The 26,632-nt window shown below is 60.3% G+C and carries 25 protein-coding genes; 5 read left to right on the forward strand and 20 right to left on the reverse strand.

Annotated features, from left to right (window positions below; translation table 11 throughout):
- Window positions 1–90 precede the first annotated feature (90 nt).
- Entirely contained in the window at window positions 91–747 is a 657-nt protein-coding gene (locus tag ACODTO_RS10125; RefSeq protein ID WP_489106368.1) for a histidinol-phosphatase, read from the forward strand.
- Between the two features lie 94 nt (window positions 748–841).
- Here the strand turns inward: ACODTO_RS10125 and ACODTO_RS10130 are convergent, their stop codons facing one another.
- Complete coding sequence (locus ACODTO_RS10130; RefSeq protein WP_139646212.1) at window positions 842–1,270, reverse strand: DUF2269 domain-containing protein; 429 nt, start codon at window positions 1,268–1,270, stop codon at window positions 842–844.
- A gap of 45 nt (window positions 1,271–1,315) precedes the next feature.
- On the reverse strand, window positions 1,316–2,830 hold the full coding sequence (gene ilvA, locus ACODTO_RS10135; protein ID WP_139646215.1) for a threonine ammonia-lyase, biosynthetic: 1,515 nt from the start codon (window positions 2,828–2,830) through the stop codon (window positions 1,316–1,318).
- Window positions 2,831–2,967: 137 nt separating this feature from the next.
- Between ilvA and rpiA the strand changes: the two genes are divergently transcribed.
- Window positions 2,968–3,642 carry a ribose-5-phosphate isomerase RpiA gene (gene rpiA, locus ACODTO_RS10140; RefSeq protein WP_053193096.1) on the forward strand — a complete coding sequence of 225 codons (675 nt, stop codon included), beginning with the start codon at window positions 2,968–2,970 and terminating at the stop codon, window positions 3,640–3,642.
- A gap of 150 nt (window positions 3,643–3,792) precedes the next feature.
- Here rpiA and ACODTO_RS10145 read toward each other — a convergent pair whose 3' ends face one another.
- The 4 genes from ACODTO_RS10145 to ACODTO_RS10160 all read right to left on the reverse strand — a co-directional run bounded on the left by ACODTO_RS10145 (window position 3,793) and on the right by ACODTO_RS10160 (window position 8,085).
- Window positions 3,793–4,704, reverse strand: coding sequence for an SdiA-regulated domain-containing protein (locus ACODTO_RS10145; RefSeq protein ID WP_489106369.1), 912 nt, complete (start codon window positions 4,702–4,704; stop codon window positions 3,793–3,795).
- Window positions 4,705–4,820: 116 nt separating this feature from the next.
- Window positions 4,821–5,753 (reverse strand): SdiA-regulated domain-containing protein, encoded by a 933-nt coding sequence (locus tag ACODTO_RS10150; RefSeq protein WP_464710122.1) that lies wholly within the window; start codon window positions 5,751–5,753, stop codon window positions 4,821–4,823.
- A 231-nt stretch (window positions 5,754–5,984) separates the two neighbouring features.
- On the reverse strand, window positions 5,985–6,650 hold the full coding sequence (locus tag ACODTO_RS10155; protein ID WP_139646221.1) for a fumarylacetoacetate hydrolase family protein: 666 nt from the start codon (window positions 6,648–6,650) through the stop codon (window positions 5,985–5,987).
- Window positions 6,651–6,690: 40 nt separating this feature from the next.
- The gene (locus ACODTO_RS10160) at window positions 6,691–8,085 is read right to left on the reverse strand and encodes an FAD-binding oxidoreductase (protein ID WP_489106370.1); all 1,395 of its coding nucleotides are present in this window, start codon (window positions 8,083–8,085) and stop codon (window positions 6,691–6,693) included.
- Between the two features lie 201 nt (window positions 8,086–8,286).
- On the opposite strand from ACODTO_RS10160, the gene serA reads away from it, so the two are divergent.
- Complete coding sequence (gene serA / locus ACODTO_RS10165) at window positions 8,287–9,516, forward strand: phosphoglycerate dehydrogenase (protein ID WP_139646226.1); 1,230 nt, start codon at window positions 8,287–8,289, stop codon at window positions 9,514–9,516.
- A 207-nt stretch (window positions 9,517–9,723) separates the two neighbouring features.
- On the opposite strand, the gene ACODTO_RS10170 is transcribed toward serA, so the two are convergent.
- On the reverse strand, window positions 9,724–10,146 hold the full coding sequence (locus ACODTO_RS10170) for a DUF4399 domain-containing protein (protein ID WP_489106371.1): 423 nt from the start codon (window positions 10,144–10,146) through the stop codon (window positions 9,724–9,726).
- A 133-nt stretch (window positions 10,147–10,279) separates the two neighbouring features.
- On the opposite strand from ACODTO_RS10170, the gene ACODTO_RS10175 reads away from it, so the two are divergent.
- On the forward strand, window positions 10,280–10,846 hold the full coding sequence (locus ACODTO_RS10175; RefSeq protein WP_139646230.1) for a transporter substrate-binding domain-containing protein: 567 nt from the start codon (window positions 10,280–10,282) through the stop codon (window positions 10,844–10,846).
- A gap of 177 nt (window positions 10,847–11,023) precedes the next feature.
- On the opposite strand, the gene ACODTO_RS10180 is transcribed toward ACODTO_RS10175, so the two are convergent.
- From ACODTO_RS10180 to ACODTO_RS10235, 12 genes are all read right to left on the reverse strand, one after another.
- The gene (locus ACODTO_RS10180) at window positions 11,024–11,650 is read right to left on the reverse strand and encodes a class I SAM-dependent methyltransferase (RefSeq protein ID WP_139646232.1); all 627 of its coding nucleotides are present in this window, start codon (window positions 11,648–11,650) and stop codon (window positions 11,024–11,026) included.
- Window positions 11,651–11,706: 56 nt separating this feature from the next.
- Window positions 11,707–12,351 (reverse strand): methionine ABC transporter permease, encoded by a 645-nt coding sequence (locus tag ACODTO_RS10185; protein WP_041020983.1) that lies wholly within the window; start codon window positions 12,349–12,351, stop codon window positions 11,707–11,709.
- Complete coding sequence (locus ACODTO_RS10190) at window positions 12,341–13,459, reverse strand: methionine ABC transporter ATP-binding protein (RefSeq protein WP_489106372.1); 1,119 nt, start codon at window positions 13,457–13,459, stop codon at window positions 12,341–12,343. Before ACODTO_RS10190 ends, ACODTO_RS10185 begins: the two co-directional genes overlap by 11 nt.
- A 2-nt stretch (window positions 13,460–13,461) precedes the next feature.
- Window positions 13,462–14,271, reverse strand: a complete 810-nt coding sequence (locus tag ACODTO_RS10195; RefSeq protein WP_139646236.1) for a MetQ/NlpA family ABC transporter substrate-binding protein — start codon at window positions 14,269–14,271, stop codon at window positions 13,462–13,464.
- A 91-nt stretch (window positions 14,272–14,362) separates the two neighbouring features.
- Window positions 14,363–15,721 carry an LLM class flavin-dependent oxidoreductase gene (locus ACODTO_RS10200; RefSeq protein ID WP_489106373.1) on the reverse strand — a complete coding sequence of 453 codons (1,359 nt, stop codon included), beginning with the start codon at window positions 15,719–15,721 and terminating at the stop codon, window positions 14,363–14,365.
- Window positions 15,721–16,914: an SfnB family sulfur acquisition oxidoreductase gene (locus ACODTO_RS10205; protein ID WP_139646240.1), complete on the reverse strand. Its 1,194-nt coding sequence runs from the start codon at window positions 16,912–16,914 to the stop codon at window positions 15,721–15,723. Before ACODTO_RS10205 ends, ACODTO_RS10200 begins: the two co-directional genes overlap by 1 nt.
- 23 nt (window positions 16,915–16,937) lie before the next feature.
- Window positions 16,938–18,179: an SfnB family sulfur acquisition oxidoreductase gene (locus ACODTO_RS10210; protein ID WP_464710130.1), complete on the reverse strand. Its 1,242-nt coding sequence runs from the start codon at window positions 18,177–18,179 to the stop codon at window positions 16,938–16,940.
- A gap of 334 nt (window positions 18,180–18,513) precedes the next feature.
- Complete coding sequence (locus ACODTO_RS10215) at window positions 18,514–19,284, reverse strand: hypothetical protein (RefSeq protein ID WP_489106374.1); 771 nt, start codon at window positions 19,282–19,284, stop codon at window positions 18,514–18,516.
- A 465-nt stretch (window positions 19,285–19,749) separates the two neighbouring features.
- The gene (tcyN, locus tag ACODTO_RS10220) at window positions 19,750–20,511 is read right to left on the reverse strand and encodes an L-cystine ABC transporter ATP-binding protein TcyN (protein ID WP_489106375.1); all 762 of its coding nucleotides are present in this window, start codon (window positions 20,509–20,511) and stop codon (window positions 19,750–19,752) included.
- 3 nt (window positions 20,512–20,514) lie between these two features.
- The gene (tcyL, locus tag ACODTO_RS10225; protein ID WP_139646248.1) at window positions 20,515–21,180 is read right to left on the reverse strand and encodes a cystine ABC transporter permease; all 666 of its coding nucleotides are present in this window, start codon (window positions 21,178–21,180) and stop codon (window positions 20,515–20,517) included.
- Complete coding sequence (gene tcyJ, locus ACODTO_RS10230) at window positions 21,180–21,980, reverse strand: cystine ABC transporter substrate-binding protein (protein ID WP_139646249.1); 801 nt, start codon at window positions 21,978–21,980, stop codon at window positions 21,180–21,182. Before tcyJ ends, tcyL begins: the two co-directional genes overlap by 1 nt.
- Before the next feature lie 310 nt (window positions 21,981–22,290).
- Window positions 22,291–23,283: a D-cysteine desulfhydrase gene (locus tag ACODTO_RS10235; RefSeq protein WP_139646251.1), complete on the reverse strand. Its 993-nt coding sequence runs from the start codon at window positions 23,281–23,283 to the stop codon at window positions 22,291–22,293.
- Between the two features lie 581 nt (window positions 23,284–23,864).
- Between ACODTO_RS10235 and betT the strand changes: the two genes are divergently transcribed.
- Window positions 23,865–25,826 carry a choline transporter BetT gene (gene betT, locus ACODTO_RS10240; protein WP_489106398.1) on the forward strand — a complete coding sequence of 654 codons (1,962 nt, stop codon included), beginning with the start codon at window positions 23,865–23,867 and terminating at the stop codon, window positions 25,824–25,826.
- A 12-nt stretch (window positions 25,827–25,838) separates the two neighbouring features.
- On the opposite strand, the gene ACODTO_RS10245 is transcribed toward betT, so the two are convergent.
- The gene (locus tag ACODTO_RS10245; RefSeq protein WP_175361963.1) at window positions 25,839–26,579 is read right to left on the reverse strand and encodes an SDR family oxidoreductase; all 741 of its coding nucleotides are present in this window, start codon (window positions 26,577–26,579) and stop codon (window positions 25,839–25,841) included.
- Window positions 26,580–26,632 lie beyond the last annotated feature (53 nt).

The following is a 26,632-nucleotide window of genomic DNA, read 5'->3' on the forward strand; positions in this document are numbered from 1 at the left end:
GCAGCAACGAGCCCGCCCAGGTTATGTGCACTCTTGTGAAAAGTCCGTATTCTGAGCACCTTTCTTCAGAAATTTCAGCGAGTAACTGCAATGCGGCTGGCCTTATTCGACCTGGACAACACACTGTTGGGTGGCGACAGCGATCACGCCTGGGGCGATTACCTGTGTGAGCGTGGCTTCCTGGACGCCGTCACGTACAAGGCGCGCAACGACGAGTTCTACCAGGATTACCTGGCCGGCAAGCTCGACAATGCCGAATACCTGAACTTTTGCCTGGAAATCCTCGGTCGTACCGAAATGGAAGTGCTGGCCCAATGGCATCGGGACTACATGCGCGATTGCATCGAGCCTATTGTGTTGCCCCAGGCCATCGAACTGTTGAAAAAGCACCGTGACGCCGGCGACAAACTGGTGATCATTACCGCCACCAACCGCTTCGTCACCGCCCCGATTGCCGAGCGCCTGGGGGTCGAAACCCTGATCGCCACCGAGTGCGAGGTGATCGATGGGCGCTACAGTGGGCGCAGCACCGACATTCCCTGCTTCCGCGAAGGCAAGGTGGCTCGCCTGAATCGCTGGCTGGAAGAAACCGGGTATTCCCTCGACGGCAGCTATTTCTACAGCGATTCGATGAACGACTTGCCGTTGCTGGAGGTGGTTTCGCGCCCGGTCGCCGTGGATCCGGACCCGAACCTGCGGGCTGAAGCCGAGAAACGCGGTTGGCCGGTGATCAGCCTGCGCGACTGACATCGCCATCGCGAGCAGGCTCGCTCCCACATTGGAATGCGTTTCCCCTGTGGGAGCGAGCCTGCTCGCGATGAAGCCGACTCGGTTCCGAGCCCTAAACCGGCTTGGCCCCCATCAACCCGGCAATGGCAATCAGGCAGACAAAACTGAACAGCGCCAAGGCCAAGGTAAAGGTGCCGTTGCCCGCCGTCGGCAGCTTGCGCCGCTTGTTCAGTCGCACCAACAGCCAGAACCCGGTCAGCGCCGCCAGGGTGTAGAGGATGCTGGAAGCCAGCAGCCAGGTCTGTCCCAATGGCCAGCCGACCTGGTGAACCATCCACCAGCCCGTGAAAGGCAGGCTCGCCAGGGAAAGCCCCATCACCAGCCAGACGAACACCCGCGGGCGTTGCAATACGCGGGCAGATGCCGTGGCGTCACCGTTGCGGCGTGTTCGCCAAACCCAGATGGCCAGCCCCACGGCGCCCACCAGCAGCAGGGCCGTGGCCAGGACGTGAGCGATCTTCAGCGCAGTCAACGTTTCCATTGTTCGATTTCCTTGAGCCGTGCCCAACAGCCTAGCTTGGCTTTGTTAACCCAGGAACAACTGGTATGCCGGGTTATCGCTTTCATCCCAATACGGGTAGCCGATCTCCTCCAGGGCTGCCGGCACCAGGTGGCGCTCGTCGTGGGGCACCTGCAAGCCGGCGACCACACGGCCGTCCGCCGCGCCATGGTTGCGATAGTGGAACATCGAAATATTCCAGCGTCCGCCCAGCTTGTTGAGAAAGTTGAACAGCGCGCCCGGACGCTCAGGGAATTCGAAGCGAAGCACCACCTCGTCGATGACGTGGGCCGCATGCCCGCCGACCATGTGGCGGATATGCAGCTTGGCCAGTTCGTTGTCAGTCAGGTCCAGTACCGGAAAACCTTGCTCGGTCAGGCTGGCGATCAGCGTGCTGCGTGGGTCGTTCTCCGGGTGCGTCTGCACGCCCACGAAGATGTGCGCCTCGCTGCCGGTGTTGTAGCGGTAGTTGAATTCGGTGATCTGACGCTTGCCCACGGCTTCGCAGAAGGCCTTGAAGCTGCCTGGTTGCTCGGGAATGGTCACCGCGATGATTGCTTCGCGGCCTTCGCCCAGTTCGGCGCGCTCGGCCACGTGGCGCAGGCGGTCGAAGTTGACGTTGGCACCGGAGTCGATGGCGACCAGGGTCTGGCCGCTGATGCCGCGTGACTCGACGTATTTCTTGATCCCGGCTACGCCCAGCGCGCCTGCAGGTTCGGTGATCGAGCGGGTATCGTCGTAGATATCCTTGATTGCCGCGCAGATCTCGTCGGTGCTGACGGTGATGACTTCATCCACGTGATGCTTGCAGATATCAAAGGTATGCTGGCCGATCTGCGCCACGGCGACGCCGTCGGCAAACAGGCCGACGGTCGGCAACACCACCCGCTCGCCAGCGGCCATGGCGGCCTGCAGGCAGTTGGAGTCGTCGGGTTCGACACCGATGACCTTGATTTCGGGGCGCAGGTATTTCACGTAGGCCGCGATCCCGGCAATCAGCCCGCCACCGCCCACCGGAACGAAAATCGCGTCCAGGCGCCCCGGATGTTGACGCAGGATTTCCATCGCCACCGTGCCCTGCCCGGCAATGGTGTGGGGATCGTCGTAGGGATGGATATAGACGTAACCCTTTTCGTCGACCAGTTTCAGCGAGTAGGCCAGGGCCTCGGGGAACGAGTCGCCGTGCAACACCACTTTGCCGCCACGGGAGCGCACGCCTTCAACCTTGATTTCCGGGGTGGTCTTGGGCATCACGATGGTGGCTTTCACACCCAGGACCTTGGCGGCCAGGGCCAGGCCCTGGGCATGGTTGCCCGCCGACGCCGTGACCACACCGCGTGAACGCTCTTCATCGCTGAGCTGGGTCAGCTTGTTGTAGGCCCCGCGAATCTTGAACGAGAACACCGGCTGCAAGTCTTCGCGCTTGAGCCAGATGCTGTTGCCCAGTCGCTCCGAAAGCTGGCGAGCGTTCTGCAGCGGGGTTTCTACGGCGACGTCGTAGACGCGCGAGGTGAGGATCTTTTTGACGTACTGTTCAAGCATCGGAAAGCATCACTGGGCGGGTTGGGCAGGGTCAAGGAGTCTAACCCGGCTTTTGGCCGGGCGACCACACGAATCCCGAGGTTTTGTTGGGTTATACTCGCGCCCCTCTTTACTCCCTGCCCGTTTTCGGAGCCCGCATGACCCAGGATCAACTCAAACAGGCCGTGGCCCAGGCCGCCGTCGACCTCATCCTCCCGAAACTGGATGACAAGAGCATCGTCGGGGTCGGCACCGGCTCCACGGCCAACTGCTTCATCGACGCGCTGGCGCAGCACAAGGGCGCCTTCGACGGGGCGGTTGCCAGCTCCGAAGCCACTGCTGCGCGGCTCAAGGGCCATGGGATCCCGGTGTATGAGCTCAACACCGTGAGCGACCTGGAGTTCTACATCGACGGCGCCGACGAAAGCGACGCGCACCTGAACCTGATCAAGGGCGGCGGCGCGGCCCTGACCCGCGAGAAGATCGTCGCGGCGGTGGCCAAGACCTTCATCTGCATCGCCGACGCCAGCAAACTGGTGCCGGTGCTTGGTGCGTTCCCGCTCCCGGTCGAGGTTATTCCGATGGCTCGCAGCCACGTGGCCCGCCAGTTGGTGAAGCTGGGCGGCGATCCGGTGTATCGCGAGGGTGTGCTGACCGATAACGGCAACATCATCCTGGATGTGCATAACCTGCAGATCACCAATCCGGCGGAGCTGGAAAGCCAGATCAACGCCATCGTTGGCGTGGTCACCAATGGTTTGTTCGCTGCCCGTCCGGCGGATGTGCTGCTGCTGGGCACGGCGGAAGGGGTGAAGACCCTGCGGGCCGAGTAAACAGGGAAAAAGCCCGGTCTTCTGATCGAAGCCGGGCCCCTGTGGGAGCGAGCCTGCTCGCGATAGCGGTTTCACATTCAACGCTGATGTGACGGGTGAATCGCTATCGCGAGCAGGCTCGCTCCCACATGGATTCATGGCAGGCCTGGTTCAAGGCTGCGCTTTCTTGAACACGTAGAACAGGTTCGGCTCGCTCACCAGGTACAGAGTGCCGTCATCGTCCATGGCGATGCCTTCGGCCTGGGGGACATTTTTTTGCAATCCCTGACGGCCTTTGCTCAAGGACAGTGTGCTCAGGGGCTTCCCGTCGATACCCAGCTCGATGATCAGTCGCGACTCATCGGACAGCGCCAGTAAATGGCCGCTGCGCTCATCGTATTGCAGGCTCGACAGGTCCCGCACGAACAGTCCTGCATCGCGCTTGGGGTTGTTGATGACGTGGACTGTGTAAGACTTTTCCGAATTGTGATGGGGAAAGCCCTGCACTTCATAAATCAGCATCGGATCGCGTTCCTTTGCTACGAACAGCCGCTTGCCTACTGAGTCGTAGGCCAGCCCTTCGAACCCTTTGTTCTTGCTCATGTGCACGCCGAGGGTCATTTGTTCGGCGTCGGCCGCGTCGAGGAACCGGGTGTCTTCGTCCAGGTGAATCTTGATCAGCCGCTGCTGGCGCTCGTCGCTGATGACGTAGATGTCCTCGCTGATGAACTCAACCGCTTCCGGATCACCGAAACCGATCAAGGCCACGCGGCGCAGGATCTTGCCGTCCAGTGACACTTCGATCAGTTCGGCATTCTTGTTGGTGACGGTGAACAGGCTCTTGCGTACTGGATCGAACGTCAGCGCCGACACGTCGTCGAGACCTTCGATTACCTGGGCCTCCATCGTGACCCGGTACTGGTCCAGGGCGATGGCCTGCTCGTTGGTGGGTTGCCAGAGGGTATTGAGGTTGAACCAGGCCCGTTCGAACAGGCGCAGGTACTGACCCGCCGCGATCAGCACGATCAGAGCGGTTGCCAGTAGCATCAGGATCAAGGGTTTGGGGCGGGCAAGTCGACGCATGGGTGGGCTCGGGTAAGAACAGGTGGTTGGAAATACCACGACTGCCTGAACTGAAGCTTAATGGCCGTGTGCCACACCCTACAGCGAAGGAGGAACTGCCTTACAGAGTTGCTCTGTCAGCGTTGTTTCTCGAAACGATAGAACAGGTTCGGCTCGCTGACCATGTACACGTTGCCAGCTTCATCCATGGTGACGCCTTCGGCGCGCGGGATGGTGTTCTTCAGCCCGTTGAAGTCGCCCAGTAAGGTCATGAAACTGACTTGCTGGCCTTTTTCATCAAGCTCCAGCAAAAGATGAGAATCGGCCGAAAGTACCAGCATGTGACCGGTTCGGGGGTCGATCGCCAGGGCCGAGAGGTTGCGCAGGTCCAGTTCATCGCTGGTATGGATCTGTTTGTCACCCTTGAGCACCGGGGTGCCGTCGCTTTTCCAGGTGAACAATGCTGGCGGCCGTTCCTCGCCCAGTACCAGTTGCTGGTTGCGTGGGTCCCAGACAACCGCTTCGAACCCCTTGTTCTGGTTCTTTGAAGGGCCAAGGTCGTAGTGAGGGAAATCGCTCTCTTTCAATTCTCGGGTATCGGCATCGACGTGGACAATCGACAGTGTGTGGCTTCGCTCATCGGTGATGGCCAGGAGACCGTTCTCCATGAAGGAGACGCCTTCAGGGTTACTCCAGCCCACCAAAGGTATCTTGCGAAGCACATCACCCTGTAACGTCAGCTCCACCAGGAACGGATTCTTTCCCATGACGGCAAACAAGGTCTTGGTCTGTGGGTTGTAGGTCACATCGGACGCTTCATCCTTCTCCATGCCAGGGAGCGGCTTGGCGTCGATCACAGCGGTGTAATCGGGTAGCCAGACGCTTTCCTGACGTTGAGCCGGGCTTTGAAAATGCTCCTTGACCCAAAGCAGACCCCGGTCGTCCCAATGCATCGCAAACGCCAATCCATAAGCGGCAGCCAGCGCCAACAGCGACCAGACATACCAGGGCAGGGCAAAGCGGGAGCGGCGGACGGAGGCGGCGTGGGGCAATGCTGGGGTCTTGGCCATCGATGATTGCGTTCCAGGAATTCGGGCAGGGGAATGGCTGGTTCAGATGCCACATTCGCCGGGATTATCCGGATGGCATGTGAAAAAAACGGTAAATCGTGGGGTGGATGCCTTCAAACCCTTGTGGGAGCGAGCCTGCTCGCGATCGCGGTGTGTCAGGCAACATCAATGTTGCAGGCAGACCGCGATCGCGAGCAGGCTCGCTCCCACAGAAAGGAGATGACGCAGCTGTCAGCAAACGGTGCTTTCGAAACGGCTCGCGCCCGGCAGCTCCAGCACCAGCTCATCCCCCACATTCAGCGGCCCGACGCCCGCCGGGGTGCCGGTGAGGATCACGTCGCCGGCCTGTAGCGAGAAGCAGCCGGCCATGTATTGGATCATCGGCACGATGGGGTTGAGCATCAGGCTGCTGTTGCCGTCCTGGCGCACTTCACCGTTGATGGTCAGGCGAACGGGGATATCGGCCAGATCGGTAAAGGTGGCGTTCGATACGAAGGGCGCAATCACGGCCGCGCCGTCGAATGACTTGGCAATTTCCCATGGCAGGCCCTTGGCCTTGAGCTCGGCCTGCTTGTCCCGAAGGGTCAGGTCCAGGGCCGGGGCGAAGCCGGAAATGGCATCGAGCACTTCTTCGACGCTTGGCCGGGTCGACAGCGGCTTGCCGATCAGTACGGCGATTTCCGCTTCGTAATGCACCGAGCCCCGCTCCACGGGAATGCTGAAACTGCCTTCCAGCGGTACCACGCAACTGCCGGGCTTGATGAACAGCAAGGGTTCGGTGGGCACCGGGTTATCCAGTTCCTTTGCATGTTCGGCGTAGTTACGCCCAATGCACACCACTTTTCCGACCGGGAAGTGGATGCGGGTACCGTCGACATACTGGTGCTGATAGCTCATTACCGACTCCTGTTTTCTGAAACTCATCGGGTGTTTTGCATCACACCGCGAAAATTTTGCCTGGGTTCATGATGCCGTTCGGGTCGAATGTGGCCTTGATGGCTTTCATGTATTCGATTTCCACCGGTGAGCGACTATAGGTCAAGTAGTCGCGCTTGGTCATGCCCACGCCGTGTTCCGCCGAAATCGAGCCGTTGTACTTCTCGACGATTTCGAAAACCCATTTGTTCACGGTCGCACATTTAGCGAAGAACTCATCCTTGCCCAGGTTGTCCGGCTTGAGGATATTCAGGTGCAAGTTGCCATCGCCGATGTGGCCGTACCAGACCACTTCGAAGTCCGGGTAGTGTTTGCCGACGATCGCGTCGATTTCCTTGAGAAACTCCGGGACTTTCGAGACGGTTACCGAGATGTCGTTCTTGTACGGCGTCCAGTGGGAGATGGTTTCGGAGATGTACTCACGCAGTTTCCACAGATTCTGCAGCTGGGTTTCGCTCTGGCTCATCACGCCATCCAATACCCAGCCTTGGTCCACGCAATGCTCGAAGGTTTCCAGGGCCTGATTGGCGACTGCTTCGGTGGTGGCTTCGAATTCCAGCAGGGCGTAGAACGGGCAGTCGGTTTCGAAGGGCGCGGGTACATCGCCACGGCCTATGATCTTGGCCAAGGCCTTGTCGGAGAAAAACTCGAAGGCCGTCAGGTCGAGTTTTCCCTGGAAGGCGTGGAGCACTGGCATGATCGAATCGAAGTCCGGCGTGCCGAGCACCATCGCCGTGAGGTTTTTCGGCGCCCGATCCAGGCGCATGGTGGCCTCGACCACGAAACCGAGGGTGCCTTCGGCGCCGATGAACAGTTGCCGCAGGTCATAGCCGGTGGCGTTCTTGATCAGGTCCTTGTTCAGTTCCAGCAGGTCGCCCTTACCGGTGACGACTTTCATCCCGGCTACCCAGTTACGGGTCATGCCATAGCGAATCACCTTGATCCCGCCGGCATTGGTGCCGATATTGCCGCCAATCTGGCTGGAACCGGCCGAAGCGAAGTCCACCGGGTAGTACAGCCCATGCTCTGCGGCCTTGTTCTGTAGCTGCTCGGTGATCACGCCCGGCTGGCAGACGGCGGTGCGGTCGGTGAGGTTCACCTCGAGAATCCGGTTCATGTAGTCGAATGACACGACCACTTCGCCGTTGGCCGCCACGGCTGCGGCGGAAAGCCCGGTGCGCCCGCCCGATGGCACCAGGGCAACCCTGCGTTCATTGGCCCAGCGCACGATGGCCTGGACCTGTTCGATGGTCTTTGGGAAGACGATGGCGCTCGGCGCCGGGGCGAAGTGTCGCGTCCAATCCCTGCCATAGGCTTGCAGGGAGTCGGCATCGGTCAGGACCTTGCCAGGCTCGACGAGGGTCTTGAGCTCTTCTATCAGGGCAGAATGGGTCATCGACAAAACTCTCGAACAATTCATGGTCACCCTGAGAACGCTTCATGTCGCAGAATGAGTGTTTGCAGGTCGCATATGCTAGCATACCGCCCCCGTAGAACAGTGCCGAAGGTCGTTCTGCGGCGACGGCCATCACGCCGGTCGGGCCAGCATGCGCGGTCCGATTCCCTGCCATTTTTTCCGGGACACAGGTTTACGCAGATGAGCAAGACTTCTCTCGATAAGAGCAAGATCAGGTTCCTTCTCCTCGAAGGCGTCCACCAATCGGCTGTCGACGTCCTCAAGTCGGCGGGCTATACCAGTATCGAGTACATCACCAGTTCTCTGCCGGAAGCCCAGCTCAAGGAAAAGATCGCCGATGCTCATTTCATCGGCATTCGCTCCCGCACTCAATTGACCGAAGAGATCTTTGACCACGCCAAGAAACTGGTGGCGGTCGGCTGTTTCTGCATCGGCACCAACCAGGTTGACCTCGACGCGGCTCGCGAGCGCGGTATCGCGGTGTTCAACGCGCCGTACTCCAACACCCGTTCCGTTGCCGAACTGGTGCTGGCCGAAGCCATCCTGCTGTTGCGCGGCATCCCCGAGAAAAACGCTTCCTGCCACCGTGGCGGCTGGATCAAGAGCGCGGCCAACTCCTTCGAAATCCGTGGCAAGAAGCTGGGTATCGTCGGTTATGGCTCGATCGGCACCCAGTTGTCGGTCCTGGCCGAAGGCTTGGGGATGCAGGTGTTCTTCTACGACACCGTGACCAAGCTGCCACTGGGCAACGCCACCCAGGTCAACGATCTGCATGAGTTGCTGGGCATGTCCGACATCGTGACCCTGCACGTGCCGGAAACCGCAGCGACCCAGTGGATGATCGGCGAGAAAGAAATCCGCGCCATCAAGAAGGGCGGGATCCTGATCAACGCCGCCCGCGGTACGGTGGTCAAGCTCGACGCCCTGGCCGACGCGATCAAGGACAAGCACCTGATCGGCGCTGCCATCGACGTGTTCCCGGTGGAGCCGCGCTCCAACGACGATATCTTCGAAAGCCCGCTGCGTGGCCTGGACAACGTGATCCTGACCCCGCACATCGGCGGTTCCACGGCTGAAGCCCAGGCCAACATCGGCCTGGAAGTGGCGGAAAAGCTGGTCAAGTACAGCGACAACGGTACTTCGGTATCGTCCGTGAACTTCCCGGAAGTGGCCTTGCCGGCGCACCCTGGCAAACACCGCCTGCTGCACATCCACGAAAACATCCCGGGTGTGATGAGCGAGATCAACAAGGTCTTCGCGGAAAACGGCATCAACATTTCCGGTCAGTTCCTGCAGACCAACGAGAAAGTCGGCTACGTCGTGATCGACGTCGACGCCGAATACTCGGACCTGGCGCAAGAGAAGCTGCAGCACATCAAGGGCACCATCCGGTCCCGCGTGTTGTTCTAAAGAGCAGTGGCGAGCTGTTAGCTTCAAGTGGCATGTAATGAAAAAACGGGAGTCCATAAGGACTCCCGTTTTTTATGGCTGACATAAACCTGTGGGAGCGAGCCTGCTCGCGAAGGCGTTGGATCAGCGACATCTGCGCACACTGATGCGCCGCCTTCGCGAGCAGGCTCGCTCCCACAGAGGTTATTTACTGTCAGCCAATCACGTTTATTTCACGTTTACGGTGATCTTTTCGGAGACAATCGGCGGATCGAACGGTACATGGCTGAAGTCGCCCAGCTCCAGCTGCAAGGTGTGCTTGCCGGGCGCCAGCTTGATGGTGGCTTCGGTCTGCGCCTTGCCGAAGTGCATGTGGTTGGCATCGACCGGTATCGCCGTACCGGCGTCAGGCAGTTTGTCGACGTCGATCAGCAGGTGGTGATGTCCGGTGTTTTTTGTCGTATTACCCACCGGCGCCAGCGCAATGCCCTCGACGCCGAACCTGACCTTGAATTCCTGGGAGACGGTGGCGCCATCGGCTGGGGACACGATAAATACTTTTGCGCCTTCAGGCGCAGGCGTTGCTGCCGCCAGCATCGACGTTCCCAGCAACAGGCCTGCTAAAAATACACGTGACATAAAGCTTTTCATTTTTTTCTCCAGTTTTTCCGCGAAATCCTATTGGTCGTGACAACTTCATGACCAATCGTTGTCGAAGCCTGCAACAACCATAGCAAAGCGAGCCTGAAACGAGCGTCGCTTGTACAAATACCAAGGAGTGACCATGCGTTTCCTGCCTGGCCTGATCTGCCTGCTACCCCTCTTGAGCCCTTTGGCCCATGCCGAACTGATCGACGACATCAACGACCGTGGCGAACTGCGCATCGCCCTCGAAGCCAATGCCGCCCCCTTCAACTTCAAGGAAGACGGCAAGCTCACCGGCTTCGAAGTGGAACTGGGCCAGATGCTGGCCAATGAACTCGATGTGCGCGCCGACTTTGTGGTCACCGATGCCGCGGATCTGCTGAGCGGCGTGGAAAGCGGCAAGTACGATGTCGCCATCAACCACATAGCAATGACCCCGGAACTGGCGGAACGTTTCGACACCAGTGCCGCTTACAGCCACCCGGATGCGCAATTGTTGGCGAAGAAGGAGGACACACCGCGCCCGCTCATGATGGCGCAGTCTTTCCAACCGGAAGAAAAGAGCGGTCCGGCACCGAGCCTGGTGATTCCGTTCCAGAAGGGCAACCCGGCGTTCAAGGCCAGCGTGGACAACGCCCTGGCGCGTATCAAGGATGATGGGAGGCTGGAGCAGTTGTCGCAGAAGTGGTTGGGTAAGCAGCAGTGACAGGTTATTAAAGAGTCAGGCGCGGTCTTTGTGGCGAGGGGATTTATCCCCGCTGGGGTGCGAAGCGCCCCCCATACTACCGAAACCGATCAACCTGACAGTTCGAGGCATTAGCTTTTAGGGCTGCTTCGCACCCCAGCGGGGATAAATCCTCTCGCCACAGGGGGGCTGTGGGCCTTAAGACTTGCGCCAGACACTCGCCAGCCATGGCTGCTGCTCCCGGGGCAGTCCCGTCGGCCGATAGTAGTGTTCCAGCTCCACAAAACCGGCTGCGATGAGCTGCGTGCGCCAGGCCTCGAGGTCGTGGTAGGCGCCGAAGCGCTGGCCGCTCCAGCCTTCCTGGTTCTCGCCCCGGGGATTGGAGCTGAACAGCACGCCACCAGGCTTGAGGGTGGCGTGCAGTTGCTTGAGCACCCGCGGCAATTCCTGGGTCGGGATATGAAACAGCACGGCGTTGGCGAAGATCCCGTCGAAACGCTCGCTTGGCAGGTCCAGTCGCAGGAAATCCTGTTGCCAGACTTCGCAGCCGCTGTCCTGGCGAGCCATCCGGGCGAATTCCTGTGAGCCATCGAGCCCCACCGCAATGTGCCCCATGCGGGTGAAGGTCTGCAGATCCCTTCCCGGGCCGCAACCGAAATCGAGAATGTGAAGCGGTGCCGGGCCGTGGATATGCCGCAACAGCGCATCGATGTTCTGGCTGACGTCGTGATCACGAGTGCCGTCGCGAAAGCTCTCGGCGACCGAGTCGTAATGGCCCAGGGTCGTGGTGGTGATGGCGTTGAGGTCGTCGGAGGAGTGTTTCATGGCGAGGCTTGAGTGGGGAGCGAAGGCCGACTATACCCCATCGTCACAGCATCCACTCAACGCCTGTTCAGCCCTCGCGCCAACCGGTCACCGCCCAATTGAATCAGCGCCACCAGTGCCACCAGCAGCACGATCACGGTGAGCATGATCTGGCTGTCGAAGCGCTGGTAACCATAACGATAAGCAATGTCCCCCAGGCCGCCGGCGCCGATGGCTCCGGCCATGGCTGAGGAATTGATCATGGTCACCAACGTGATGGTAAAACCACCCACGATACCCGGCAGCGCTTCTGGCAACAGCACGTGCCAGACGATATGCCAGCGTCGGCAACCCATGGCCTGGGCGGCTTCGATCAAGCCGTGGTCGACTTCTCGCAGGCTGACTTCGGCGATGCGGGCGAAGAACGGTGTGGCAGCGATGGTCAACGGCACCACGGCTGCCCACACGCCGTAGGTGGTACCGACGATCAGTCGCGTGAACGGGATCAGCGCCACCATGAGGATCAGGAACGGTATCGAACGGAACAGATTCACGAACGCGCCCAGGGCGCGGTTCAGCGTGGGCGCTTCGTAGATCCCGCCCTTGCCGCTGGTGACCAGAATCACCGCCAGCGCGATGCCGGTTGGTAACGCGATCAGCGACGACACGCCCACCATCAGCAGTGTGTCGATGAAACCCTGCAGCAACCGATCAAACCACATAGCCCAGTACCTCCACCTGTTGCGCCCAATTTCCGGCGCGCTGTCGCAGTTCCTCGACGCCCCAGGACGAGCCGCTGACCGCCAGCAACAATTGTCCCAGTCCATGACCCTGAATCCGTTCGATGCCTCCATGCAGCAGTCGTACCCGTCCGCCCAAGGCACTGAATAACGCCGCGAGATCCGGCTCCTCCCGCCCCGTACCAGTGAATTGCAAGCGCAGCACCGCGGCTGCATCCGCCGATGGTGGCTGTGCCTGCAAACGGCTTTGCAATTCCTCCGGCAAGGCCTGTTGCAACGGCGCCAACAATGTCCGGCTGACCTCATGCCGCGGATTGCCGAACACCTCCCAGACCGGCCCCTGTTCAACGATCCGCCCTTGTTCGAGCACCACCACGCGGTCGCAGACTTCACGGATCACCGCCATTTCATGAGTGATCAGCACGATGGTCAGGCCCAGCTGCTGATTGATCTGGCGCAGCAGGCCGAGAATCGATTGGGTGGTCTCCGGGTCCAGGGCCGAGGTGGCCTCGTCGCACAGCAAGATCTGTGGGTCGTGCACCAGCGCCCGGGCGATCCCGACGCGTTGCTTCTGGCCACCCGAGAGCTGCGCCGGATAAGCCTTGTGCTTGTCTTGCAGGCCGACCAGTTCCAGCAGTTCGCGGACTTTGCGCTGGCGCTGTGCCTTGGGTACGCCGGCGACCTTCAGCGGTAATTCGACGTTTTGCCATACGGTCTTGGCCGACATCAGGTTGAAATGCTGGAAGATCATGCCGATGCGTCGGCGCAATTCCACCAGGCGATCTTCATCGAATCCGCCGATGTCGACCTGATCGATCAGCACCCGTCCGCTGCTGGGTTGTTCCAGGCGGTTGATGGTACGGATCAATGATGACTTGCCGGCGCCGCTGCGGCCGATGATGCCGAACACTTCGCCATGCTGGATCGCCAGGTCGATGCCCTGCAGAGCCGCTACCCGGGCGCCGTTGTAGGTCTTGCCCACGCCGATGAAACGTACGTGGGCGCGGTTGAACTCTGGATGCAGCTCGGTGTGCGTGGCGCTGAGGGGCAAGGAGGCTTCTGGTCTGGGAAGGGCATTGGCGACGCTCATGGTCAGCCCTCCCAACCGGCCTGATAGAGCTTGCCATGGGCCTTGTCCAGGGCTGCCCGCACCGCAGGAGAGTGTTGATAGATGTCGACGAACTTGATCAGCCGCGGGTCATTCTTGCTCTTGGGCTGGATCACGAACTGGATGACGTATTCCTTGTGATCGAGGCCGTCGAACAGCAACGCGGAGGTGGCGTCGAAGGTGTTCGCCAGGCGAATGTAGGCGGGGTATCCCTGCACCAGGTCGGCGTCTTCATAGGCGCGCACCAGTTGCACGGCTTCGACCTGCAGGATCCGCAGCTTCTTCGGGTTGGCGACGATGTCATCCTCGGTGGCCTTGTAGCCCACTCCCGGCTTGAGCGTGATCAACCCGGCCTTGGCCAGCAGTTGCAAGCCGCGCCCGCTGTTGATCGGATCATTGGCAATGGCGACGCTAGCACCCTCGGGCAGTTCGTCGAAGCTTTTGTATTTCTTCGAGTAGAGGCCGACGTTGTTGATGATTCCCGGTGCGAACGGCACCAGGTCGAACCCGGCGGCGGCCTTGGCATTTTCCAGGAACGGGATGTGCTGGAAATAATTCACGTCGATATCGCCGGAGGCGAGGCTGACGTTCGGTGCGATCCAGTCGCTGAACTCCACCAACTCGACCTTCAGGCCTTGTTTGGACGCTTCGTCCACGGCGGCCTCCAGGGGGATGGCGAATGCGGCGGTGGTACCGATTTTCAGCGGCGCGTCGGCGGCAAACAGTGTCGAGCTGAACAGACTGAGAAGCAGGGCCAGTGTTTTGACTGGCAGGGTCAGGCGTTGCTTTGTCATGTAGGTATTCCAGTCATTGATGAAGAATCGCAAGTCCTTGTGGTGAAGGGAACAAGCTCCCTCGCCACAAGGTTTGCCTTGGTCTGGCAGGTCAGTGTCGGTAGTGCGAGCCGGTGTGTCGTTCGGGCAAATGGGCTCCTGCATGGAACAGCTTTTCCCGCAGGGTGCCGCTGTCGTATTCCGTCTTGTACGACCCGCGTCGCTGCAGTTCGGGGATCACCAGGTCGATGAAGTCCACATAGCTTTGCGGCGTGACGATGCGGGTCAGGTTGAAACCGTCGAGACCGGTTTCGGCCATCCACGATTCCAGCTCGTCGGCCACCTGCTCGGCCGAGCCGACCAACGTGATGTAGCGGCCGCCCAGGGCGTGTTGTTCCAGTAGCCTGCGCCGGGTCCAGTCGTTGTTCTGCAGAATCCGGGTGGCGGACTGGATGGCATTGTTCTTCACGTACTGGATCGGCTCGTCCAGTGTGTACTCGGAAAAATCGATGCCCGTCGACGCGGAGAAATGTGCGACCCCGGCCTCGGCGCTGGCGTAGCTCAGGTACTCGGCGTGCTTGGCCCAGGCGGCTGCTTCGGTCGCGCCGACAATCACGTTCAAGCCCATGAACACCTTGATGTCCTCGGGCTTGCGTCCGTCCTGGATAGCGCTGGCGCGAACCTTGTCCACCTGGCTCCTGGTCGCCGCCTTGCTCTGGCCGCTGATGAATACACATTCGGCATGACGCCCGGCGAACAGCAGGCCGCGCTCCGAGCTGCCGGCCTGGAACAGCACCGGTGTGCGCTGGGGGGACGGTTCGCAGAGGTGGTAGCCCTCGACCTGATAGAACTCGCCCTGGTGTCGGACCTTATGGACTTTTTCCGGCTGGGCGTAGATCCGCTGCTGGCGGTCGTTGAGCACCGCATCGTCTTCCCAACTGCCTTCCCACAGTTTGTAGAGCACTTGCAGGTATTCGTCGGCCTGGTCGTAGCGGCGGTCATGCTCGACCTGCGCAGTCAGGCCCATCGCCTTGGCAGCGCTTTCCAGGTAGCCGGTGACAATGTTCCAGCCGACCCGGCCACGGCTCAGATGGTCGAGGGTGCTCATGCGGCGGGCGAACAGGTAGGGCGGCTCGTAGGTCAGGTTGGCGGTGAGGCCGAAGCCCAGGTTTTTCGTAACGGCGGCCATCGCGCTGACCAACAGCAACGGATCGTTGACCGGTAGCTGAATCGACTCCTTCAGCGTGACGTCCGCCGATTGTTGATACACGTCGTAGACCCCGACGATATCGGCGATGAACAACCCGTCGAACAGCCCGCGTTCCAGCAGTTGCGCCAGTCCGGTCCAGTATTCGAGGGTGTTGTACTGGGTAGAGGTGTCCTGGGGATGCGTCCACAGTCCGTGATTGATGTGCCCGATGCAGTTCATGTTGAACGCATTGAGCAGGATTTTTTTCTTGCCGGGTGCCATCAGATGGTCCCCCGCAGCGGCGGCTTCTCGTCGTTGAGATAGAAGTTGCCCACCGCGTGGTATTTCCAGCGCACCGGGTCATGCAGCGTATGCACCCGTGCGTTGCGCCAATGGCGGTCCAGGCCATGCTCGGCCAGGGTCGCCTGACTACCGGCCAGCTCGAACAGCGTGCTGCCGGTGGCCAGGGAAATTTCGGTGCTGATGGCGCGGGCTTCGGCCACGGCAATCGACGCGGCGGCGACCGTTTCGGCGTTGGTGTCGGCCTGGGCCCGGTCGAGAAATTCCCCGGCCCTTTCCAGTAGCGCTTCGGCGGCATGCAGGCGGCTGCTCAGTTGGCCAAAACTCTTGAGCGTGTGGGGGTCTTCGGTGGCGACGTCATGGGTGGCGTCGATCCATGGCCGGGTTTTGCTCCGGACAAACTGCAGGGCATCTTCATAGGCTGCGCGGGCAATACCGGTGTCGATGGCGGCATGAAGAATCTGCGCCAGTGGCCCTACCGGCGTCGGCCGCTCGAAGGCACTCTGCAGGGGCAGGACGTCTTCGGCCGAGACATACACGTTTTCGAACACCACCGAACCGCTGCCGGTGGTGCGCTGTCCGAAGCCGCTCCAATCGTCGATCACCGTCAGACCTTCGCTGTTGCGCGGGACGAAGGCCAGTTGCTGGACACCGTTTTCATCCACCACTGACGTGGGGATGCGCTGGGCATAGAGCGCACCGGTGGCGTAGAACTTGCGACCGTTGATGCGATAGCCGTCGCCGTCGCGGCGCAGTTGGGTGGTGCGGTGATGGGCGGTCTTGGTGCCCAGTTCCGCCAAGGCATTGCCAAACCGCTGGCCGGCCAGGACCTCGCCATACAGGCGTTGCTTCTGTGCATCGCTGCCATTGACCCGTAGCACCTCCAGGGCATGGAAATGATTTTGCGGAATCTGCCCGAGAGAGCCGTCGGCCTCGGCAATCAATGCAATGACTTTGGCCAGCGTGACGTTGGAAACGCCCGCGCCGCCATAGGCCTTGGGCACGCTGATGCCCCACAGGCCGGAGCGGGAAAAGGCTTCTAGCTCCGGGTGCGGCAGGCGACGTTCGAGGTCGCGCAGGGCGCTGTCGCGTTTGAAGTCATCGGCCAGGTCGCTGGCGACAATCAGGGCTTGTTCGTCGCTGGTGATCACCGCGACGTGTTGGGAAAGCGTCATGTGCTGCTCCAGAAGTCGGGTGGTCAGATCCAGGAATGCCGGGCCGGCAAAGTGCCGTTCAAGTAATAGGCGCCCACTGCGTGATACTTCCAGCGCACCGGGTCGTGCAGGGTATGGACGCGTGCATTGCGCCAATGACGGTCGAGGTTGAATTCGGCGAGGGTCGCGCGGCTGCCGGCCAGCTCGAACAGTTTTTCGCTGGCTTGCAGGGCAATTTCGGTGCTCAGCACCTTGGCCTCGGCCACGGCGATCGAAGCCCGGGCGGCGGATTGCGCGGTAATTGGCGCGGCATTGACCTGGTCCAGCACCTGGCCGGCCTTGCGCAACAGTGCTTCGGTGGCGTGCAGGTCGATTTTCAGTCTGCCGATATCGGCGATGACGTACGGGTCATCGCTGGCCCGCTCGACCTTGGCATCGATCCAGGGCCGGGAACGTTCGCGGACGAATGCAATGGCGTCGTCGATAGCGCCACGGGCAATGCCTGCGTCAATGGCGGCCTGGATCAATTGCGAGATAGCGCCTTGCACGTTTGGCGTCTCGTTGATGCGCCAGTTGTCCAGCACCAGTTCGGCGTCGACCCGCACGTTGTTCAGCAGCACGGTGCCACTGGCCGTGGTGCGCTGACCAAAACCCGACCAGTCGTCGACGATGCGCAGGCCCGGTGTGCCGCGTCGCACGAAGGCCAGCACCTGCCGGCCCTCGTCGTCCAGCGCCTTGACCGCAACCCAGTGGGCGAACAGTGCGCCGGTGGAATAGAACTTCTGGCCGTTGATGAGAAAGCCATGGCTGTCGGCGCTGATCCGTGCCTTGAGCTCCAGGGTGTTGCGAGTCCCGCGTTCCGGCCCCGCGTTGCCAATGCGCCAACCTTCGAGCACGCTGTTCAGAAGGATTTCTTTCTGCCGTTCGGTGCCCGTGCCAAGAATCAGTTGGAGCACGCCAAACTGGTTCTGCGGAATCTGTCCGAGAGCCGGGTCGGCGGCGGAAATGATCGAGAAGACCTCGGCAAGGGTCACGAACGAGACTTGCGGCCCACCATATTCCCGTGGGACTGCGATACTGCCGAGCCCGCTGCGGGTGAACTGCTCGATTTCCGACCAGGGCAGCTTGCGCTGTTGATCCCGTCGTGCGGCCTGCTGGCGGGCAACCTGTGCCAACTCTCGTGCGGCCTGGATCGCCTCGGCATCGTTGCGCAGCACCTGGGCGGGCAACAACGGGGGGGCGACGTCCTGATCGCTCTGGAGCTTCGCTTGCGCCAGACCAGACATTACAGCCGCTCCATGGCTGTTGGCAGTGCCTGGGCGTTCTGCGCCCGGGTGATTGTGTTGCGTACCATACCCACCTCACATCTCAAGAAAATCAGGAATGTCCGGTGGTCCGGTTTATATACCCTAAACGGATGTAAATTATTTTTGAACTAACGTTTAGGAATATAGATAGAGATCTTTCGCCGGGTGATTTTGTGGCGAGGGGATTTAGCGAAACGTCGCACCGCCCCGCTGGGTTGCGAAGCAACCCTTAAAGTCTTGCGGCGGCTTCGCAGCCCAGCGGGGAAAAATTCCCCTCGCCACAGAAAAATGTCCTCACCCGGAACCTGTTGTATCAAGGCCTTTTACGCCGCGGTTCGGCGGCCTGGAGGGGCTCTTTCGGTTGGGTTTTCAAATAGGACCTGGCACAACCGATCGTCAGTGTTCGGGGCGGCGCCCAGTGGGAGTTGTTGCCCACTCGATCGAGGATGCAGTAGGTCACTTCCAGGCGCAGGTCTTCTCCCGCCTCCAGGATGATCTCCGGTGGCACCCAGACATTGACCGGTTGGCCCACTTCGCTGGATTTGATCCGAGGCAGGTCCATACGCACATCGCCCCAGCGCAAGGTGATCGCATCGTCGACGGCCATGTTCAGGTAGGGCTCGATGGTCAGCGGGACGCCGCGTTTGATCTGGCTCGGGTTCACCCCCTGGCGACGAATGGGCTCCGGAATACGCACCGGTGCCAGCCCATGGTTTTCATCGCCACTCAGGGCTGACGGCTGGCCGCCGGGGCAATCGAGCTTGACCTGTACCCGATGCGTTGCCGACAGCGCCGGCCCGCGCCCGACCCGCATCACACGATAATGGATGCGCGAAGTCCCGTTGACGATGAAACTCTCCGGTACTCGCAACGTGACACTGGCTTGCGTGTCCGCCTCGGTCAGCAGACGTGAGCCGACGTAGCAGTTGTCCCAGAACAGTTCGATCAGATCGCCCGCGTCCATGCCGGGATAAGGGGCGACGAGCACTTCCAGGCGGGCGGCACCAGTGATGTTGATACCGCTACGGCAGGCATTGGCCAGGGCAGGGGCGGCAAGTTCCGGGATAGTTGACGTACATGTCATGGTGTTCTCCTTGATGCTGACAAACGAAGTCCGTTTCGGAAAGAGCAAAGGCGTTGATATACGCGACTATTTTATTGCGCAGTCTTGAATGCTGTTTCTGTGGTTCTCCGCTGCGTACAACTAAAATAATGTGCGTCGCCTGCTGGTCAACTAGATACGGGGTCGATAGTTTCAGTGTCAATAGAGGCGCTTGCTTAACAATGGACTGTTAAGTTCTTCAGAAATGTCCTACGTGTTGATGTTAAAAATACACAGCGCAAATCGCCTTTTACCTCGGTTTGAGAGCCGAGCGGAAGGTTTGTAGGGCATGAACTGGCAGAGAGCTTAGCGCGAAGGGAAGTGTTGCGAGAGGTAGGTATATACCGCACGTCAGATAATTGAAGATGCTTAACGGGTTTCAAGCGGTGAGGTTGTCTTCAAGTCGACAGCTCCTTCCATCCCTGGAAGTAAGCCTGCGTCGATAAGTTACTGTGCGCCGGGACTGGCTGAGAGAAACTTGCTGAGAAACTGCCGGGTGCGTTCTTCCTTGGGCGCTGCGAACATGGCCTTGGCTTCACCTTGTTCGACGATCACGCCCTTGTCGAAAAACACCACGCGGTTCGCCACGTCACGAGCAAAGCTCATTTCGTGGGTCACGATGACCATGGTGCGTTTCTCTTCGGCCAGGCCGCGAATGGTCGCCAGGACTTCTCCGACCAGTTCAGGGTCCAGCGCCGAGGTCGGTTCGTCGAACAGGATCACTTGCGGCTCCATCGCCAACGCCCGGGCAATCGCCACCCGTTGTTGCTGACCGCCGGACAGGCGACGTGGATAGGCGTCCTCCTTGCCGGCCAGGCCCACCTTGGTCAACAGTTTGCGGCCCAGGGTTTCAGCGTCGGCACGTGGGGTCTTCTTCACCACCAGCGGGCCCTCGATGACATTTTCCAGAGCCGTGCGATGGGGAAACAGATTGAAGTTCTGGAACACAAAGCCCACCTGCTGGCGCAGACGACGCACCAGGCCTTGTTGCTGGTTCAACGGGCGGCTGCCATCGATTTCGATGTCACCGACCTTGATCCGGCCGCTGCTGGGTTCTTCGAGGAAGTTCAGGCAGCGCAGGAAGGTGGTCTTGCCCGAGCCGCTGGGGCCGATGATTGCGACGACCTCGCCTTCCTCGACCTGCAGATCGATACCGTTGAGCACCGTCTGACCCTTGAATTGTTTGGTCAGCTTTTCAACCACGATCATGCTTCAAGACTCCTGCTCATGCCGGTTGACCCGCGCTTCCAGACGGTTTTGCACATGTGCCAGGGCGCTGACAAGAATCCAGTAGATCAACGCGGCGGACAGGTACATGGCGAAAATTTCGAAGGTCCGCGCGGAAACCAACTGCGCCTGGCGGAGCAGTTCAGGCACCTGGATGGTGGCTGCCAGCGAGGTGTCCTTGACCAGTGAAGTGAAGCTGTTGCCCAAGGGCGGCAGGGCCGTGCGCATGGCTTGCGGCAGGATAGCCCGACGCAAAGTCTGCACGCGGGTCATGCCGATGCTGGCAGCCGCCTCCCACTGGCCGCGCTCGATGGAACTGATGGCGGCCCGCAGGGTTTCACAGATGTAGGCGGCCATGTTCAACGAGAGGCCGATCAGCGCAGCGGGTATCGGGTCCAGTTCGATGCCCACTTGTGGCAGGCCGTAATACATCATGAACAATTGGACCAGCAACGGCGTGCCGCGGAAGAACGAGACGTAGACCCGGGCGAACCAGTTCACCAGTTTGAAGCGCGACAAGCGCATCAAGGCCAGGCCAAACCCAAGCAGGAAGCCGAAGAACATTCCGCCCAGGCTCAGGATGACCGTGAAGTACACGCCCTGAAGCAAAAAGGGCGTGGAACTGAGGACGAGTTGGAGCTTTGCTTCCATTATTGAGTGACGTCAGCGTTGAAGTATTTCTCGGACAGCTTCTTCAAGGTGCCGTCGGCGCGCAGCTTATCGATGGCCTTGTTCACCGCCGCCAGCAGCTCGGGTTCGCCTTTACGCAGGGTTACACCGGCTTCCTGACGGGAAAAGGCATCGCCAGCAACGGCCGTGTCCGGGGCTTTTTTCGCCAGTTCGAAGGCGGCCAGGCGGTCGACCAGAATGGCGTCGATACGGCCGATACGCAGGTCCTGGTACTTGGTCGGATCATCCTCGTAGGTACGGATGTCCGCCTGGGGCACGTTGTCCTTGAGCCACTGTTCGTAGTTGGTGCCCAGGCCTACACCGACTTTCTTGCCAGCCAGGTCGGCGGCCGCCTTGATGTTGAGTTTTTCTTCGTTCTTCTTCAGTACCAGCGCCTGGATGCCGGAGACGGTGTAGGGCTCGGAGAAGTCGTACTTTTTCTTGCGCTCTTCGGAAATGGTGACCTGGTTGATCACCGCGTCCAGACGCTGGGATTCCAGCGCAGCCAGGATGCCATCCCATTTAGTGGCTTGCAGCTTCACCTTCACGCCCAGTTCCTTGGCCAGGGCCTCGGAAAACTCCACTTCGAAACCGGCCAGTTTGCCGTCGGCATCGACGAAGCTGAACGGTGGATAGGTGCCTTCCAGGCCGACGTTGATCACGCCCGCATCCTTGATTTTTTGCAGCTGCTCACCCGCAACTGCTTGCCCCAGCAGGCCGGCGCTCAATGCCAGGCCCAGCGAACCGATCAACAGGTTGCGACGTAATGCGGAAAAATTCATGACAAGCCCCTGTGTTTTCTTATGAAGACGTAAATTGGATTAGAAGGTGTAGCCGTGATCTGGAAGACTGCCACATCCTGCCTTAAAGCGGCATGTGCGTCGCGTGGCAAATAGGCCAGCGGGCACGACTATAGGATGGCTTTAATAGATTGGAAAATAATATTAAATCATCCAAATATTCCCAAATGGAATTGTTCCTGTGGGAGCGAGCCTGCTCGCGATGGTGGTGTGTCAGTCAGCCCTATGAGACCAATCCAACGCTAATCGCGAGCAGGCTCGCTCCCACAGGAAGGTGCTGCTCCCACTTCTTTCAGAACGCGGCGTTGTAGGCAAACAGCGCCGGTGCCCCGCCGGTGTGCAGGAAGATGATCGGACCCTCGTCGAAACGGTCGCGGCCAATGCCGTCGAGCAGGCCGGCCATGGCCTTGCCGGTGTAGACCGGATCCAGCAGCAGGCCTTCGAGGCTTGCCAGCAGCTTGACCGCTGCCAGCGTACCGGCGTTCGGCTCACCGTAGCGAGGAGCGAAATATTCGTCCCACAGGTTCACCTTGAAGGCCTCTGGAAGCGCTACCTCAAGCAACTGGGCGACACGCTCGGCAAGCCCTTGGACCTTGGGGAACTGGTCTTCCTCGCTGCGCGATACCGTGACGCCAATCACTGGAAGTTGCGGCAGGGTTTCACTCAAGGCCAGGGCCAGGCCGCTGTGGGTACCGGCGCTGCCCGAGGCCAGCACCACGGCGGCGAAGTCCAGGCCGGTGTCCTTGATCTGCTCGGCCAACTCCAGGCCGGCGCGCACGTACCCCAAAGCGCCCAGGGCGTTTGAGCCACCAATCGGCACCAGATATGGCTTCTTGCCGTTGTTGCGCAGCCGGGCAGCCAGGGCTTGCAGTTGCTCGTCGGCGTTATCCAGGTTTTCCACCAGTTCGACCTTGGCATCGAACAGCTCCAACAGCAATCGGTTGCCATTGCCCAGGTAATTGGCGTCTTCGGTGCCGATGGGGTTTTCCAGCAGCGCCACGCAACCCAGGCCCAGCCTGGCGGCCAGTGCGGCAGTCTGGCGCACATGGTTGGACTGGATCGCGCCGGCGGTAATCAGGGTGTCGGCTCCCTGGGCCAAGGCGTCGGCGGCGAGGTATTCGAGCTTGCGCAGCTTGTTGCCACCCAGGGCCAGGGGCGTCAGGTCGTCGCGCTTGATGTAAAGATCGCGGCCGAGCCAGGTGGAGAGGCGTTCGAGTTTTTCCAGCGGTGTCGGATGGCCGAGCAATTCGAGACGGTTAAAGCGGGACAGCTGTTGTTTGATCATGAGTCCGTACTGGTTGTAGGCAATGTCTGGACTATAGGCACGCCGATATTCTCGGGCAACCGTCAATCGTATCTGGGGGCTCTCTGGTCTTGTTCGCAATATGAACTGTTGGCTGTGGGAGCAAAGCTTGCTCGCGATAGCGATAGACCGGTCAACATCTTTGCTGACTGGCTTACCGCAATCGCGAGCAAGCTTTGCTCCCACAGGTTTGTGACTCAACTGACTGACACTAGAGCCAGTCTTGCTCCCACAGGTTTGTGACTCAACTGACTGACACTAGGGCCAGTCTTGCTCCCACAGGAAGCGTAGGTGGTTACCGCGAATGAAACAAAAGCGCGCTGAGCAACGTCATACCTTTCCTTGGGCTAGTGTGAAGCACGTACCGCCGAGCCCGACGATTAGTCCTTAGCTGCCTATTCATGTTTAAATTGAACGTTCATTCAAGTTAAACCATTGGTTTGCTGCCCGCTCACAACAGGAGGCTTGCCTTTGCCGAGTCCGTTATCGACTGTCACGGTTTCCCACATCGGGGTGCTTCGCTCATGAGTGCCTCGTCCCTTCCATCCAGCGGCCTGGTCCGCATGAACCCGCCGGTATTCTACTTCGCGGCGACTTTTATCCTGTTGTTCGGCCTGGTGGTGATTGCCCTGCCCGAGCAAGCCGGCGCCTGGTTGCTGGCGGCGCAGAACTGGGCGGCCAACACAGTCGGCTGGTATTACCTGCTGGCGATGGCCCTGTATCTGGTCTTCGTGGTGGTCACCGCCTTGTCCGGCTACGGCAAGATCAAGCTCGGTGCCGACCACGACGAGCCCGAATTCAGTTACCTGTCCTGGGCCGGTATGTTGTTCGCCGCCGGGATCAGCATCACGCTGTTCTTCTTTTGCGTCTCCGAGCCGCTGACCCATCTGGCGCAGCCGCCCCAAGGCGAGGCCGGCACTGCCGATGCGGCGCGCCAAGCCATGCAGATACTGTTTCTGCATTGGGGCCTGCACGGCTGGGGCGTGTTTGCGTTCGTCGGCATGGCCTTGGCGTACTTTGCCTATCGGCACAACCTGCCGCTGGCGCTGCGTTCGGCGCTGTATCCGCTGATCGGCAAACGCATCAATGGTCCCATCGGCTATGCCGTCGATGGCTTCGGCATCATCGCGACCGTGTTCGGCCTCGGCGCCGACATGGGGTTTGGGGTCCTGCACCTCAATTCCGGTCTCGATTACCTGCTGGGCATCCCGCATACCCAGTGGATTCAGGTCGGCCTGATCGTGCTGATGATGGGGGCGGCGATCATCGTGGCGGTGGCCGGCGTCGATAAGGGCGTGCGGGTCATGTCCGACATCAACATGCTGCTGGCCTGTGCGCTGCTGCTGTTCGTGCTGTTTTCCGGGCCGACCCAGCATTTGCTCAACACCCTGATCCAGAATGTGGGCGATTACCTCGGCGCCTTGCCGATGAAGAGTTTCGATCTCTATGCCTACAACAAACCCAGCGACTGGCTGGGGGGCTGGACGGTGTTCTATTGGGCCTGGTGGATCGCCTGGTCGCCATTCGTGGGGCTGTTCATCGCGCGGATTTCCCGTGGTCGCACCATCCGTGAATTCGTGTTTGGCGTGTTGCTGATCCCCTTGGGTTTCACCCTCGCGTGGATGTCGATCTTCGGCAACAGTGCCATCGACCAGGTACTCAACCACGGCATGAGCGCCCTGGGCATGTCAGCCCTGGACAATCCGTCGATGAGTCTTTACCTGCTGCTGGAAACCTACCCGTGGAGCAAGACGGTCATCGCGGTCACGGTGTTCATCAGCTTCGTGTTCTTTGTCACCTCGGCCGACTCCGGCACCGTGGTGCTGTCAACGCTCTCGGCCAAGGGCGGCAATGCTGATGAAGACGGGCCGAAATGGCTGCGGGTGTTCTGGGGGGCGATGACCGCCCTGGTGACCAGTGCGCTGCTGTTCTCCGGCAGCATCGATGCGCTGAAATCGGCGGTGGTGCTGACTTCACTGCCGTTCTCGCTGATCCTGTTGTTGATGATGTGGGGCCTGCATAAAGCGTTTCACCTTGAGTCCCAGAAGCAGATCGCGCAATTGCATTCCCTGGCGCCGGTGTCGGGTTCGCGTCGAGGCAAGGGCGGCTGGCGCCAGCGCTTGAGCCAGGCGGTGCATTTCCCGTCCCGGGACGAGGTCTATCGCTTCCTCGACACCACGGTGCGTCCGGCCATCGAGGAAGTGAAAGCAGTGTTCGCCGAGAAGGGGCTGGCGGTGATGACCCAGCCCGACCCGGCCAACGACAGCGTCAGCCTGGAAATCGGCCATGGCGAGCAGCACCCGTTCATCTACCAGGTGCAGATGCGCGGCTACTTCACGCCATCCTTCGCCCGGGGCGGCATGGGCTCCAAGCAGATCAACAACCGTCGTTACTACCGCGCCGAGGTTCATTTGAGCGAAGGCAGTCAGGACTACGACCTGATGGGCTATACCAAGGAACAGATCATCAACGACGTCCTCGACCAGTACGAGCGGCACATGCAGTTCCTGCACTTGGTGCGCTGATCGGCTGGTGTCTCAGACAAGCCCGCCGTTGGCCCGCAGGACCTGACCATTCACCCACCCGGCGGCCGGGCTCACCAGGAAGGAAACGATGCTGGCAATGTCTTCCGGCTGGCCGAGGCGCTCCAGGGGCGGCATCTTGGCGTGCTGCTGGATCTGTTCTTCGCTCTTGCCGTGCATGAACAGTTCGGTCGCCACCGGGCCGGGAGCGATGGCATTGACCGTGATCTGGCGGCCGCGTAGTTCCTTGGCGAATACCTGGGTCAGCGATTCCACCGCCGCCTTGCTGGCGATGTACACCGAATAACCGGGCAGGTTCAGGCCAACGGTGCTACTGGAGAAGTTCACGATGCGGCCGCCATCGTTCAGGCGGGTCGCGGCTTCGCGCAAGGTATTGAACGTGCCACGGGTGTTGATCGCGAAGGTCTGGTCGAACAATTCGTCACTGTGTTGCGCCAGGGGCATCACCTGCAGGATCCCTGCGTTATTGATCAGCACATCGACCTTGCCCAACTGCGCCTCTGTCTCATCGAACATCCGGCGAACGTCGGCGGCAGAAGACACGTCGGCCTTGATCGCTATGGCCCGGTGGCCAGCCTGGCGCAACTGCACCACCAGCTTCGAGGCTTCGGTAGCACTGCTGGCGTAGTTGATGGCGACAGCGAAGCCGTCGTGGGCCAATTGCTTGGCGATTTCAGCACCGATGCCGCGAGAGGCTCCGGTGACAATGGCTACTTTGGCGGTTTGAGTCGACATGGCTGTTTCCTTCGTTGGGTGGAGTGAATCCAGATTCACATGTTTACTTACCC

The sequence above is a fragment of the Pseudomonas sp. FG13 genome (assembly GCF_057809755.1).

Bases quoted from the DNA above. Each gene is read 5' to 3' on its own strand.
- ACODTO_RS10125 (WP_489106368.1), top strand. From the start codon at position 91: ATGCGGCTGGCCTTATTCGACCTGGACAACACACTGTTGGGTGGCGAC.
- ACODTO_RS10130 (WP_139646212.1), bottom strand. From the start codon at position 1,270: ATGGAAACGTTGACTGCGCTGAAGATCGCTCACGTCCTGGCCACGGCC.
- ilvA (WP_139646215.1), bottom strand. From the start codon at position 2,830: ATGCTTGAACAGTACGTCAAAAAGATCCTCACCTCGCGCGTCTACGAC.
- rpiA (WP_053193096.1), top strand. From the start codon at position 2,968: ATGACCCAGGATCAACTCAAACAGGCCGTGGCCCAGGCCGCCGTCGAC.
- ACODTO_RS10145 (WP_489106369.1), bottom strand. From the start codon at position 4,704: ATGCGTCGACTTGCCCGCCCCAAACCCTTGATCCTGATGCTACTGGCA.
- ACODTO_RS10150 (WP_464710122.1), bottom strand. From the start codon at position 5,753: ATGGCCAAGACCCCAGCATTGCCCCACGCCGCCTCCGTCCGCCGCTCC.
- ACODTO_RS10155 (WP_139646221.1), bottom strand. From the start codon at position 6,650: ATGAGCTATCAGCACCAGTATGTCGACGGTACCCGCATCCACTTCCCG.
- ACODTO_RS10160 (WP_489106370.1), bottom strand. From the start codon at position 8,085: ATGACCCATTCTGCCCTGATAGAAGAGCTCAAGACCCTCGTCGAGCCT.
- serA (WP_139646226.1), top strand. From the start codon at position 8,287: ATGAGCAAGACTTCTCTCGATAAGAGCAAGATCAGGTTCCTTCTCCTC.
- ACODTO_RS10170 (WP_489106371.1), bottom strand. From the start codon at position 10,146: ATGAAAAGCTTTATGTCACGTGTATTTTTAGCAGGCCTGTTGCTGGGA.
- ACODTO_RS10175 (WP_139646230.1), top strand. From the start codon at position 10,280: ATGCGTTTCCTGCCTGGCCTGATCTGCCTGCTACCCCTCTTGAGCCCT.
- ACODTO_RS10180 (WP_139646232.1), bottom strand. From the start codon at position 11,650: ATGAAACACTCCTCCGACGACCTCAACGCCATCACCACCACGACCCTG.
- ACODTO_RS10185 (WP_041020983.1), bottom strand. From the start codon at position 12,351: ATGTGGTTTGATCGGTTGCTGCAGGGTTTCATCGACACACTGCTGATG.
- ACODTO_RS10190 (WP_489106372.1), bottom strand. From the start codon at position 13,459: ATGAGCGTCGCCAATGCCCTTCCCAGACCAGAAGCCTCCTTGCCCCTC.
- ACODTO_RS10195 (WP_139646236.1), bottom strand. From the start codon at position 14,271: ATGACAAAGCAACGCCTGACCCTGCCAGTCAAAACACTGGCCCTGCTT.
- ACODTO_RS10200 (WP_489106373.1), bottom strand. From the start codon at position 15,721: ATGGCACCCGGCAAGAAAAAAATCCTGCTCAATGCGTTCAACATGAAC.
- ACODTO_RS10205 (WP_139646240.1), bottom strand. From the start codon at position 16,914: ATGACGCTTTCCCAACACGTCGCGGTGATCACCAGCGACGAACAAGCC.
- ACODTO_RS10210 (WP_464710130.1), bottom strand. From the start codon at position 18,179: ATGTCTGGTCTGGCGCAAGCGAAGCTCCAGAGCGATCAGGACGTCGCC.
- ACODTO_RS10215 (WP_489106374.1), bottom strand. From the start codon at position 19,284: ATGACATGTACGTCAACTATCCCGGAACTTGCCGCCCCTGCCCTGGCC.
- tcyN (WP_489106375.1), bottom strand. From the start codon at position 20,511: ATGATCGTGGTTGAAAAGCTGACCAAACAATTCAAGGGTCAGACGGTG.
- tcyL (WP_139646248.1), bottom strand. From the start codon at position 21,180: ATGGAAGCAAAGCTCCAACTCGTCCTCAGTTCCACGCCCTTTTTGCTT.
- tcyJ (WP_139646249.1), bottom strand. From the start codon at position 21,980: ATGAATTTTTCCGCATTACGTCGCAACCTGTTGATCGGTTCGCTGGGC.
- ACODTO_RS10235 (WP_139646251.1), bottom strand. From the start codon at position 23,283: ATGATCAAACAACAGCTGTCCCGCTTTAACCGTCTCGAATTGCTCGGC.
- betT (WP_489106398.1), top strand. From the start codon at position 23,865: ATGAACCCGCCGGTATTCTACTTCGCGGCGACTTTTATCCTGTTGTTC.
- ACODTO_RS10245 (WP_175361963.1), bottom strand. From the start codon at position 26,579: ATGTCGACTCAAACCGCCAAAGTAGCCATTGTCACCGGAGCCTCTCGC.